General features: G+C 59.0%; 10 protein-coding genes. 6 read left to right on the forward strand and 4 right to left on the reverse strand.

Features of this window, described 5'->3' with window-relative positions; genetic code table 11:
* Positions 1 to 17: 17 nt before the first annotated feature.
* A complete protein-coding gene (fapF, locus tag ACA070_RS16110) occupies positions 18 to 1,298 on the forward strand; it encodes a fibril amyloid transporter FapF (RefSeq protein ID WP_497447442.1) in 1,281 nt (426 codons plus the stop codon).
* A gap of 167 nt (positions 1,299 to 1,465) precedes the next feature.
* On the opposite strand, the gene ACA070_RS16115 is transcribed toward fapF, so the two are convergent.
* The gene (locus ACA070_RS16115) at positions 1,466 to 2,791 is read right to left on the reverse strand and encodes a sigma-54 dependent transcriptional regulator (RefSeq protein WP_497447443.1); all 1,326 of its coding nucleotides are present in this window, start codon (positions 2,789 to 2,791) and stop codon (positions 1,466 to 1,468) included.
* A gap of 342 nt (positions 2,792 to 3,133) precedes the next feature.
* Between ACA070_RS16115 and ACA070_RS16120 the strand changes: the two genes are divergently transcribed.
* The 3 genes from ACA070_RS16120 to nhaB all read left to right on the forward strand — a co-directional run bounded on the left by ACA070_RS16120 (position 3,134) and on the right by nhaB (position 6,546).
* Positions 3,134 to 3,400, forward strand: coding sequence for a hypothetical protein (locus tag ACA070_RS16120; RefSeq protein ID WP_497447444.1), 267 nt, complete (start codon positions 3,134 to 3,136; stop codon positions 3,398 to 3,400).
* Between the two features lie 276 nt (positions 3,401 to 3,676).
* Positions 3,677 to 4,990 (forward strand): NHL repeat-containing protein, encoded by a 1,314-nt coding sequence (locus ACA070_RS16125; protein WP_497447445.1) that lies wholly within the window; start codon positions 3,677 to 3,679, stop codon positions 4,988 to 4,990.
* A 53-nt stretch (positions 4,991 to 5,043) separates the two neighbouring features.
* A complete protein-coding gene (gene nhaB / locus ACA070_RS16130) occupies positions 5,044 to 6,546 on the forward strand; it encodes a sodium/proton antiporter NhaB (RefSeq protein WP_497447446.1) in 1,503 nt (500 codons plus the stop codon).
* A 116-nt stretch (positions 6,547 to 6,662) separates the two neighbouring features.
* On the opposite strand, the gene ACA070_RS16135 is transcribed toward nhaB, so the two are convergent.
* The 3 genes from ACA070_RS16135 to gnd are packed head-to-tail and all read right to left on the reverse strand — an operon-like array spanning position 6,663 to position 9,981.
* Positions 6,663 to 7,484, reverse strand: a complete 822-nt coding sequence (locus ACA070_RS16135; RefSeq protein WP_497447447.1) for an HAD family hydrolase — start codon at positions 7,482 to 7,484, stop codon at positions 6,663 to 6,665.
* Positions 7,481 to 9,004 carry a glucose-6-phosphate dehydrogenase gene (gene zwf / locus ACA070_RS16140; protein ID WP_497447448.1) on the reverse strand — a complete coding sequence of 508 codons (1,524 nt, stop codon included), beginning with the start codon at positions 9,002 to 9,004 and terminating at the stop codon, positions 7,481 to 7,483. Before zwf ends, ACA070_RS16135 begins: the two co-directional genes overlap by 4 nt.
* A complete protein-coding gene (gene gnd, locus ACA070_RS16145) occupies positions 9,001 to 9,981 on the reverse strand; it encodes a phosphogluconate dehydrogenase (NAD(+)-dependent, decarboxylating) (RefSeq protein ID WP_497447449.1) in 981 nt (326 codons plus the stop codon). Before gnd ends, zwf begins: the two co-directional genes overlap by 4 nt.
* 270 nt (positions 9,982 to 10,251) lie before the next feature.
* Here gnd and ACA070_RS16150 point away from each other — a divergent pair, with 270 nt between their 5' ends.
* Positions 10,252 to 10,437, forward strand: a complete 186-nt coding sequence (locus ACA070_RS16150; protein WP_497447450.1) for a DUF6026 family protein — start codon at positions 10,252 to 10,254, stop codon at positions 10,435 to 10,437.
* 200 nt (positions 10,438 to 10,637) lie between these two features.
* Positions 10,638 to 12,383 (forward strand): phosphoethanolamine transferase CptA, encoded by a 1,746-nt coding sequence (locus ACA070_RS16155; protein WP_497447451.1) that lies wholly within the window; start codon positions 10,638 to 10,640, stop codon positions 12,381 to 12,383.
* The last annotated feature ends 34 nt before the right edge of the window (positions 12,384 to 12,417 follow it).

Raw genomic sequence — 12,417 nt, forward strand, 5'->3', positions numbered from 1 at the left:
GAAGGGACGGCTAACCCATGCACCGATCTTTAACGTTCAGAGCTTTCGTTTGTTTGAGTAGCCTGGCCCCGGCCACTTTGCTATACGCAGCAACGGACCCCCAGGTCGAAATCCTAAAACAAGAACTCATGGAGCTGAAACAGCGTTACGAAGCACAACAGAACGCGCTGATGGTACTCGAGCAACGCGTTCGCCAAGTCGAAGAAACACCTGCGACACCCGCTCCCAAACGCCTGACAAAATCCCCCGCCGATCCGGCCAGGGGGGGCCAGGCGGTGGCCGCCGGTGCGCCGGGAACCACCGGCAGTTCATATGGCCAATCGCTCAAGGACGATTCGGAGCCCGCTCAAAGCGTTTCCAACCTGTATGACGAAGCCAGCGGCTTCTTTGGTGGCGGCAAGTTCAGCGTCGAAACCGGCCTGACCTACACGCACTACGATACCCGTGCTTTAACGCTCAACGGCTTCCTGGCACTGGACTCGATTTTTCTCGGCAACATCAACCTCGACCGCATCAAGGCCGATAACTGGACACTGGACCTGACCGCCCGCTACAACGTGGCACAACGCTGGCAGTTCGACATTAACGTCCCCGTGGTTTATCGCCAATCAACATATTCCTCCGGTGGCGCCGGCGGCGCGGGCCCAGTGACGTCGGATGCAACCGTTACGCGGGATCCGACCATCGGCGATGTGAACGTTGGCGTTGCTTACAAGTTTCTGGATGAGTCGGCCAACCTGCCCGACGCGGTCGTTACACTGCGCGTCAAGGCACCAACCGGTGACGACCCTTACGGCATCAAGCTGATCGAAGACCCGAACAACGACAACCTCGCGGTACCCGAGGACTTGCCTACCGGCAATGGTATCTGGTCGATCACCCCGGGGATTTCGCTGGTCAAGACGTTCGACCCGGCCGTACTGTTCGGCAGCCTGTCCTACACCTACAACGCGCAGGACTCTTTCAGCGACATCAGCCCTCAGGTTGGCTCCAAGGTGAAAGGGGACGTGAAACTGGGCGATTCCTGGCAGATCGGCGCCGGCATTGCATTCGCCTTGAACGAGAAGATGAGTATGTCGTTCTCGTTCACTGATCAGTTCGCCCGCAAGAGCAAGATCAGGCCGGACGGTGGTGACTGGCAATCGATCACCAACAGCGATTACAACTCTGCCAACTTCAACATCGGCATGACCCTGGCAGCAACCGATAACTTGACGATCGTTCCCAACCTGGCCATCGGCCTGACCGACGACTCACCAGACTTTTCCTTCAGCCTGAAATTCCCGTACTACTTCTGATCCACAACAACAAGCCCCGCCGAGACTTCAATCCTGGCGGGGCTTTTGTGTGTGTGTGGACCTAAAAAGCTCGCAGCCTCGTTTCACTCGACAGCTGCTACATTGGAATGCGTTCATCCTGTAGCAGCTGTCGAGTGAAACGAGGCTGCGATCTTTTGATCTTGCGTCTAACGGATCTGATGTTTGTGCAACAAACGGTAGAAGGTAGGCCTGGAGATCCCCAGCACCTTGGCGGCGATGCTTAAATTATCGCTGTGGCGGTTAAGCACATCGCACAAGGCCTGGCGTTCAGCGCGGGTCTTGTAGTCTTCCAGCGTGCCCATCGGCGCGGCAATCGTATGCTGGCTGATCAATCCCAGGTCACGCGCTTCGATCTGCCGGCCTTCGGCCAGTACCAAGCCTCGACGTACCCGGTTGGCCAGCTCGCGAACATTGCCCGGCCAGTCATGCTTGCCCATGGCAGTCAAGGCGTCGTCGCTGAAACTGCGAGGGCGGCGGCCTGTTTCATGGCTGTAGAAATGGGAGAAGTGGTTGGCCAGCATCGATAAGTCACCATGGCGCTCACGCAGTGGTGCAGTGACGACTTGCAGCACATTCAGGCGATAGTACAAATCTTCACGAAAGCTTTTTTTCTCGACCGCCGCCTCAAGGTCGACGTGAGTCGCCGCCAATACCCGCACATCAACAGGAATCGGCTGGCTCCCGCCGACATGCTCGATGTGTTTTTCCTGCAGGAAGCGCAGCAGATTGGCTTGCAACTCCAGTGGCAGGTCACCTATCTCATCGAGAAACAGTGTGCCGCCATTCGCCGCTTCAATCCGACCAACCTTGCGTTGGTGGGCGCCGGTAAAGGCACCTTTCTCGTGGCCAAACAGTTCGGACTGGATCAAGTGTTCGGGAATGGCCCCGCAATTGATCGCCACGAACGGTTTACTGTGACGCTGGGATTGTCGGTGCAGGGTGCGGGCGACCAGTTCCTTGCCGGTGCCGCTTTCGCCCCGGATCAGGACCGGAGACTCGGTGGGTGCCAGCTTGCTCAGCAATTTGCGCAGTTCACGAATGGGCTTGCTGTCGCCCAGTAGCTCGTGTTCTGGCTGATCAATGTGAACCGTGCCCTGCCCGCGCAGGCGCGCCATGCCGAACGCCCGGCCCAGCGTGACTTGCACCCGGGAGACGTCAAACGGCAAGGTGTGGAAGTCAAAAAACCATTCGCAAACAAAGTCCCCGACATTTTGCAGGCGCAGGACTTCCTGGTTGAGTACGGCGATCCACTCAGTGCCACTGCGGCTGATCAGTTCTTTGACGGCTTCCGGGCGTTCCAGATGAAAGGGTTGTAATCGCAAAAGGCCAACGTCGCACGTTCGGTCGGCGGCATTCTCCAGGGAACAGCTGTCAACATCCCAGCCCACAGAGCGCAGACCCGGCAACAGACGATAGCAGTCATCACAGGGGTCAACTACTAACAGACGTCGTAACGCAGGCGTTTCGATCATGACTGTTCCTTGACGCCAAACTTTAGGAAATATTATTAAAAACAGTCGTTTGGCGGATCTGGCTGTAACATTAGCAAGAATTTGACGCACCCTTGTACCGTTTGACTATAGGGACGTCGAGTTATTAGTTATAAGAACAAGTTTGTTAGTTACCTAACGAGTTCAACCTTTCATTCAGCTTTCAAAAACCGGCCCTGCATTGAGTATATGAAAGAAAGTTGAAATTTCTTTTGATTGTGTGTGACCTGACCCCCGGTTGAGGGCATCAGTACAAGTAACCAGCCGAACGGTAAGCCCAACCGACGGCCTGTCACTTGATTGGGCATAAAGAGAGAAGATCCCATGACCGCCCCGCTCCGTATCAACGAAGCTCTTTTGATTGCCGACCGCGCATTCCAACCTTTTCAATGCGTGGCTTGGGCCCCACAAGACGGTAACGGCGAACTCAGCCTGACCATTATCGACCGCACCAATGCCCGTATCGGCCGCACACAAATCCCAAGCAGTGCGTACTCGGATCCTGAGCAACTTGAACACATCCTGGAAGAAGCTCGCGCCGTACTGAGCGAGGATGGTTACACACTGCAATCGTGGTCCATGCCGCACTAATGGGCTTTGGCGGATTACTTAAGTGTAATCCGCCCCCTTGCCTTTCTTTTAGCGGACTGTTTTCGGCAGTCATTGCACCCCGTATTCCAACTTGCCCGCCACGAATTGCTTGGCAGGCTTGTCAGTGGTTCGAAAAGACACTGTTCTGGCACAAAACGACCCTCCATCCGTTAGTTGTGACAGTTGTGCAATCGAGCATTCAGGGATTGAATGTTTTGCACACGTAGTTGTCCTCCCGGCACCCGGGTTTCGGTCAGCTCGCAAGGAGATGCGCGCATGCCAGACCAGACTGCTTTTGCCCGACCTGCAGCGCAGTACACGGCCGGTCATCTCGATAAAAGTTTCGCCTCCAACGGCAAAACCCAAGTGTATTTCGCCGGCAGTACGTCGAGCATCGCCAACAGCGTGGCGATCGACTCGAGCGGTCGGGTGCTGGTGGCGGCGAAAGTCGGCACTCGCGACGGCCATTGCTTTGGCCTGGCCCGCTTGCTTGAAGACGGCTCGGCGGACCTGGCATTCGGCACTCGCGGCAGCGTCATCGGGCAGTTCCAGCGCGGTTATGAAGCAATGGCGGGCAAAGTGCTTGTGCTGGCGGACGGCAACATTCTGGTCGCCGGCCTGCACTATGCAGACGCACACCAGACGTTGCCGGCCCTTGCGCTGTTCGACTCGCAAGGTCACCCAGTCAGGGATTTTGGCGACAATGGATGCTGCGTCATACGCCTGCCGGGGAATCTGTCGCTGGGCGTGCGCGACGCCTGGCTCCCTCCCGGAGTGCCGGGGGCCGAAGCCTGTGACGTCCAGGTACAGGCTGACGGCCGAATCCTGCTGCTGGCCAATCACCATTTCGAACTGGCCGATCACGTTGGCCTGCTGATTTGCCTCACCTGCAATGGCGAGCTGGACAGCGCCTTCAATGGCCGCGGCTTTGTCATCGTCAGGCATTTGCTGATGAACTCCTGGCTCAGCAGCCTGATGGTGCAGCGGGACGGTCGGATCATGGTGGGCGGATCGATCAATTTCCCTGAAGAAGGCTTGCTGGCGCGCTACCTCCCCGACGGCAGTCTGGACGTTAGCTTCGCCGTGGATGGTTTCATGACCTTCAGCGTTCAGGGGCACAGCGCTCAGGTCAGCCAGATCGTCCAGCAGGACAATGGCGATTTGCAGTGTTTTGGCAGCAGCCGTGACCCGATGCACTGCCTGGCGCTGAAACTGCACAGCAACGGTCGCCCGGACGCTCATTGCAACGGTGGCCAGCCACACCTGCTGAAAATCGGCCGCAGCGGCTGCCAGTGGACCGCTGCCCAACTCCAGCCAGACGGCCGCGTGCTGGCGGTTGGCGCCACGATTGGCGGAGTCGAAGCCGACTTCCTGCTGGCCCGATATTTACCTGGCGGGCAGCTGGATCCCGGCTTTGCCGAGGGCACCTGCTGGGTTCGCACCCGCCTCGGCCGCAGCCTGGACACCGCCACGTCGGTTGCCGTTCAGGCGGATGGAGGCATCGTCGTAGGCGGTTATTCGCTGGATGGCAACTATCGGGCGGTCGTGGTGCGGTATCTCGGTCAGGACAACAACTTTTCCCACACTTGATCTTCTCTTCGGCTTACGGCAACTTGCGCGCTTCTTAATACAAGGAGTAGCCGATGTCCGGTTCAATGGCTCAAGCCTTCGCGCACAACTTTCTCGGCCACTCACCCCGCTGGTACAAGGCGAGCATTGTCGGCTTTCTGATACTCAACGCCCTGGTGTTGTGGACGGTAGGTCCGGTGGCGGCCGGCTGGCTGCTGGTGCTGGAATTCATTTTCACCCTGGCCATGGCCCTCAAGTGTTATCCGCTGATGCCCGGAGGGCTGCTGCTGGTTGAAGCGCTGCTGCTGAAAATGACCACGCCGCAGGCACTCTATGACGAACTGGTGCACAACTTCCCGGTGATCCTGCTGCTGATGTTCATGGTGGCGGGCATCTACTTCATGAAGGACCTGCTGCTGTTTCTGTTCTCGCGCCTGCTGCTGGGGGTTCGCTCCAAATCCCTGCTGTCCTTGATGTTCTGCTTTCTCTCGGCGTTTCTCTCGGCGTTCCTCGATGCCTTGACGGTGACGGCGGTGATCATCAGTGCCTCCGTGGGGTTTTATTCGGTGTATCACCGCGTTGCCTCGGGCAATGATCCGCGCCAGGACAGTGAGTTCAGTGATGACCAGCACCTGCCCAAACTTCATCATGAAGACCTCGATCAATTTCGTGCGTTCCTGCGCAGCCTGCTGATGCACGGCGCCGTGGGCACAGCATTGGGCGGTGTTTGCACGCTGGTCGGCGAGCCGCAGAACCTGTTGATCGGCCATGAGATGGGCTGGCACTTCGCCGAGTTCTTCCTGAAGGTTGCCCCGGTGTCGCTGCCGGTGCTGGCCGCGGGCCTGGTGACGTGCGTGCTGCTGGAGAAATTGCGCTGGTTCGGATACGGCACGCTGCTGCCGGACAACGTCCGCACCGTACTGGCCAATTACGCCGCCGAAGACAACGCCGAACGCACCTCGCGCCAACGCGCAGCCCTGATCGTTCAAGGGTTGGCGGCGCTGGTTCTGATTGGCTGCCTGGCGTTTCACGTGGCTGAAGTGGGTCTGATCGGTTTGATGGTGATCGTGTTGATCACCGCCTTCACGGGCATCACCGACGAGCACCGCATCGGCAACGCGTTCAAGGACGCCATGCCGTTCACTGCATTGCTGGTGGTGTTCTTCGCGGTGGTCGCGGTGATCCACGATCAGCAGCTGTTCACGCCGCTGATCCAGTGGGTGCTGGCGCTGCCGGTCGATCAGCAGCCAGGCATGCTGTTCATTGCCAACGGTTTGCTGTCAGCCATCAGCGATAACGTGTTTGTGGCGACCATTTACATCACCGAAGTGAAACAGGCGTTCATCTCCGGCCACATGAGCCGTGAGCACTTCGAAACCCTGGCCATTGCGATCAATACCGGCACTAACCTGCCGAGCGTGGCGACGCCTAATGGCCAGGCGGCATTTCTGTTTCTGCTGACGTCGGCGATTGCGCCGCTGATTCGTCTGTCGTATGGGCGGATGGTGTGGATGGCAGTGCCGTATACGGTGGTGATGGGTGTTCTTGGTTGGTACGCCGTCAGTTACTGGCTGTAAACACCGACCACAATGTGGGAGCGAGCTTGCACGCGATAGCGGTCTGACACTCAACAATAATGTTGACTGGCATGGCCTCATCGCGAGCAGGCTCACTCCCACAGGGTTTTGTGTGTTTATGGGCGGAGGATGTACCGCTCGATCGCCTGGGCCGCGCCGTCTTCGGTGTTGGCGCCTGTCACCACATCGGCTTGGCGTTTCACTGCCTCTTCCGCCTGCCCCATGGCGATCGACAGCCCGGCGCAATGAAACATCGCCGGGTCATTGCCGCCATCGCCCATCGCGGCGGTTTGCTCCAGCGGCACACCGAGAAACTCGGCCAGTGTCGCCAACGCAGCGCCCTTGTTCGCCTGCATCGCCGTCACGTCCAGATACACCGGCTGCGACCGCGAGACCTGTGCCTGGCCTTCCACTTTCGGCAACAACTGCGCTTCCAGTTCGATCAACAACTGTGTGTTGTTGCTGGTGGCAACGATCTTGTCGATGCGCGTCAGAAATGGCTCGAAGCTCTCGACCACCACCGGCGGATAACCGAGGCCGTGCTGCTCGCGCGGAACCATCGGCCCGGTCGGGTCTTTCAGCAACCAGTCGCCGCCACTGAACACCCAGACTTCAACGTCCGGCTGATCGGCAAACAGTGCCAATGCCGTCAGCGCAGCCGTGGCCGGCAAATAATGCGCGACCAGCAAACTGCCGTCCGGATTGACGATTGTGCCGCCATTGAACGCCGCCGTCGGCAAGTCAACACCGAGGGCCTCGATCTGCTGCAGCATGGCTTTCGGTGGACGCCCGGTGGCCAGGCTGAACAGCACGCCGGCCGCGCGTAAGGATCGGACGGCCTCAATAGTGCGCTGACTGAGCGTGTGATCGGGCAGCAGCAACGTGCCGTCCATGTCGCTCAGCAGAAAACGGATGGGTTGTTGCGTGACGTCACTCATCCGAGGCTGTGCCAGACGCGCCCGTCGCGGGCCAGCAGCTCATCAGCCGCCTGCGGTCCGTTCTCGCCGGCCGGATAAGGCTGCACGCTCGCGTCCTGCTGCCAGGCATCGAGGAATGGCTGCACGGCGCGCCAGCCGTTCTCGATGTTGTCGGCCCGCTGGAACAGCGTCTGATCGCCGGTCAGGCAATCGTAGATCAGCGTCTCGTAGCCGGTGGACGGCTGCATTTCAAAGAAATCCTTGTAGGCAAAACCCAACTCGATATTGGCCATTTTCAGGGCCGGCCCGGGCCGCTTGGCCAACAGGTCGAACCACATGCCTTCGTTGGGTTGAATCTGGATCCGCAGGTAGGTCGGTTGCAACTCATCGACCTCGGTATCGCGGAACTGCGCGTACGGCGCAGGCTTGAAGCAAATGACGATCTCGGTGTCACGCACGCTCATGCGCTTGCCGGTGCGCAGGTAGAACGGCACGCCGACCCAACGCCAGTTGTCGATCATGACTTTCAGCGCAACGTAGGTTTCGGTATTGCTGTCCGGCGCTACGTTGCCTTCCTCGCGATAACCGGCCAAGGATTTGCCATCGAGTTCGCCGGCTGCGTATTGGCCGCGCACCGAGTTGGCCCGCGCCTCTTCCGTGGACCATGGACGTATCGCCCCGACTACTTTGGCTTTCTCGCCACGGACCGCATCGGCGCCAAAGGCTGCCGGCGGTTCCATCGCCACCATCGCCAGCAACTGGAACAGGTGATTGGGCACCATGTCCCGCAGGGCGCCGGTGTGCTCATAAAAACTGCCACGGGTTTCCACGCCGACGGTTTCAGCGGCGGTGATCTGAACGTGGTCGATGTAATGGTTGTTCCAGAACGCTTCGAACAGGCTGTTGGAGAACCGGCTGATCAGAATGTTCTGCACGGTTTCCTTGCCCAGGTAGTGATCAATCCGGTAGATCTGGTTCTCCGACATCACCTTGAGCAGACACGCGTTCAACGCTTCAGCGGTGTGCAGATCGGAGCCGAAGGGTTTTTCGATCACCACCCTTCTGAAGGCTTCGGGTGTCTCTTGCAGCAAGCCGGCAGCACCGAGACGGCGCACCACTTCACTGAAGAAACGTGGCGCGGTGGCCAGGTAGAACACCGCATTGCCCGTGCCGCTGGCGGCGATTTTCGCCGCCAGCGCTTGATAAGTGCTGTCGTCCAGGAAGTCGCCCTGAACGTAGCTGATGCCTTTGGCCAGTTTCGCCCACAGCGCCGGGTCAAGGGCTTCATCGCCCTTGCCGACTTTGGTGGCCGCCTCGGTCCGAATGAAATCTTCGAGCTTCTGCGCAAAGGCTTCGTCGGTGATGGCGTTGTGGTCAACGCCGATGATCCGCAGTCCATCGCCAAGCAGACCGTCGCGACTCAGGTTGTACAGCGCCGGCATCAGCAAGCGCTTGACCAGGTCACCATGGGCACCGAACAGGAACAGCGTGGTCGGTGGTGCGGGTTCTGCCTTGGATTTATTGCGGATCAGACGCGTCATTTTTTCGCAGTCTCCACATGGCCGCCGAAGCCGAAGCGCTGGGCCGAGAGAATCTTGTCGCCGAAGGTGCCCTGGCCACGCGAACGGTAGCGGGAGAACAGCGAGTTCGACAGCACCGGCACGGGCACCGATTGCTCCATGGCGGCTTCGATGGTCCAGCGGCCTTCACCGCTGTCAGCCACCGAACCTGAGTAACCGTCGAGCTTCGGATCGCTGGCCAGCGCGTCGGCGGTCAGGTCGAGCAACCACGACGACACCACGCTGCCACGGCGCCAGACTTCGGCGATGTCAGCCACGTTCAGGTCAAAACGCTGGTCTTCCGGCAGGTTGGTGCTGGCCTTGGTCTTGAGGATGTCGAAGCCTTCGGCGAAGGCCTGCATCATTCCGTATTCGATGCCGTTGTGGATCATCTTCACGAAATGGCCAGAGCCTGCGGGACCGGCGTGGATGTAACCGCGCTCGGCGCGATCATCTTCCGACTTGCGGTCCTTGGTGCGAGGGATGTCGCCCATGCCCGGTGCCAGGCTGTCGAACAGCGGATCAAGGCGTTTCACCACCTCGGCTTCGCCGCCGATCATCATGCAGTAACCGCGCTCCAGGCCCCAGACGCCGCCGGACGTGCCGACGTCGATGTAGTGCAGGCCTTTCTCCGACAGGGTTTTCGCCCGGCGGATGTCGTCCTTATAGAAGGTGTTACCGCCGTCGATGATGGTATCGCCGGCTTCGAGCAAAGTGCTCAGGGTGTCGATGGTGTCTTCGGTCGGCGCGCCGGCCGGCAGCATGACCCATACCGCACGTGGCTTGGCCAGGCCTGTGACCAGCGCCGGCAGGTCGATGACGCCCTTGGCGCCTTCTGCGGCCAGGGTGTCGACAAAGGCGGTATTGCGGTCGTAAACAACGGTGGTATGCCCGTTGAGCATCAGGCGACGCGCAATATTTCCGCCCATGCGGCCCAGTCCAATAATCCCGAGTTGCATGTGCTGATGCTCCCTACTACAAATAATGTGTGTCAAAGGTTATAGCCCAACGCGACTAATGTGGGTTAGTCCAGAGCGTCGGCGTGAAGTTTCCGGGCATTGTGCCCGATCCTGATTGATAACGTCGGAAATCGCACCGAAGACACAGCGACCATGAAAAATAAAAAAGTTCCCTTCAGGGGCAAAAGAAATCAAGATTGGCGCCGATAGTAAATAAGCACCGATGTCGGGGCGGATTTACAGTTGAGACAGCCATTTGCGAGGTGAGCAATGGGCATAGTACAAGCAGCACGGCCAGCACAAACCCTTTACGTCACGATCCGTCGTGATGAATTGCGCCAGTTGAAAGAAGAGCGCGACCTGTTGAAACAGGAGCTCGCGCAGCTGCGCTTAATCACACAAAGCTCCTCGACTCAGCCATTGCCCGTCGTCACTCAGGGCGCTCCACACGCCTGATCCCCTCGCTTGATTCGGAAACAGCCCTCTGCTGTTTCCGACACCGCTTCCCTGCCTTGCCGTTTGCGGCGACTCACAAAGTTTTCACATCGTCCTGTTGATACTCCGGCTCATTATGGCCGCTCGGTATCCGTGCGGCTTCCGTTCGTCGGCAACATGGAAGGCTCCCGACGTGTCGACGTGATTTCTTGGAGCGCTGAATGACTGTGTTCAAACGCAGCACTACGACTGCGAAAGGTTTCGATTGGGCAGGACTTCTCTGGTTGTTCCTGTTCTTCTGGTATTTTTCCGGCATTACCCAACTGCTGATTCAGCTGACCGGCACCTCGGGTTTCACCGGGTTCCGCCAGGCCTTTGTGATGAGCGCCATCTGGCTCGCGCCGATGCTGCTGTTCCCTAGACAGACACGGGTGATGGCCGCGCTGATTGGCGTGGTGCTGTGGGCCTGTTCGATGGCCAGCCTGGGTTACTTCTTCATCTATCAGCAGGAATTTTCCCAGAGCGTCATCTTCATCATGTTCGAATCGAACATCTCTGAAGCTGGCGAGTACATGACCCAGTATTTCGCCTGGTGGATGGTGGCGGCGTTCCTCGCCCACACGCTGTTCGCGTATTTCCTGTGGACTCGCTTGCGCCCGGTATACATGCCCCGCGGTCGTGCGCTGGTGGCCGCGACCGCCATCCTGGTGGCCGTGGTCGGTTACCCGCTGATCAAACAAACCGCACGCACCGGCAGCCTGGCCGGCGGCTTCGAGAAGTTTGAAACCCGTATCGAGCCGGCGGTGCCTTGGCAGATGGCGGTGGCGTATCACCGTTACCTCGACACGCTGGCCGGCATGCAAGACATGCTCGACAGCGCCAGCAAGATCGCGCCTCTGAAAAACCTCAAGGACACGATGGCCAACCAGCCCGCGACGTTGGTGCTGGTGATTGGCGAGTCCACCAACCGTCAGCGTATGAGCCTTTACGGTTACCCGCGTGAAACCACGCCGGAACTGGACAAGCTCAAGGATCAAATGGCGGTCTTCAACAATGTCATCACCCCGCGCCCGTACACCATCGAGGCGTTGCAGCAGGTGCTGACCTTCGCCGACGAAGAAAACCCGGACCTTTACCTGTCCACGCCGTCCCTGGTCAGCATGATGAAACAGGCGGGCTACAAGACCTTCTGGATCACCAACCAGCAGACCATGACCAAGCGCAACACCATGCTCACGACGTTCTCCGAACAGGCTGACGAGCAGGTGTACCTGAACAACAACCGCAACCAGAACGCCGCGCAGTACGACGGCGACGTCATCGCGCCGTTCAACAAGGCACTGGCAGACGCCGCCCCGCGCAAGCTGATCGTTGTGCATTTGCTCGGTACGCACATGAGCTATCAGTACCGTTACCCGCCAACCTTCAACAAGTTCACCGATCGCAAAGGTGTGCCTGAAGGCGTGCGTGACGATCAGGTGCCGACGTACAACAGCTACGACAACGCGGTGTTGTACAACGACTTCGTGGTGTCGAGCCTGATCAAGGACTACGCCAAGTCCGATCCGAACGGCTTCCTGATGTACCTCTCGGACCACGGCGAAGACGTCTTCGATTCCGCGGGCCACAGTACGCTGGGGCGTAACGAAGCCAAGCCGACGGCGCCGATGTACACCATTCCGTTCATGGCATGGGCTTCGCCGAAATGGCGTGAAACCCACGACTGGAGTTTTGCCGCTGACCTGGCGCGGCCTTACAGCAGCTCGCACCTGATCCACACCTGGGCGGATCTGGCGGGCCTGAGCTTCGATGAACTGGACCGCAGCAAGAGCCTGGTCAGCGACAGCTTCAAGCCGCGTCCGTTGATGATCGGCAATCCGTATGAGCGTCAATCGCGTCCGTTGATCGACTTCAGCCTGATGAAGCCCAAGGGCAAGCCTGGCGATCCGGAAGTTGCGCATAACTAGAGCATGGCTCTAACGCACACCTTGTAGCAGCTGG

The sequence above is a fragment of the Pseudomonas sp. LBUM1678 genome (genome assembly GCF_059695575.1).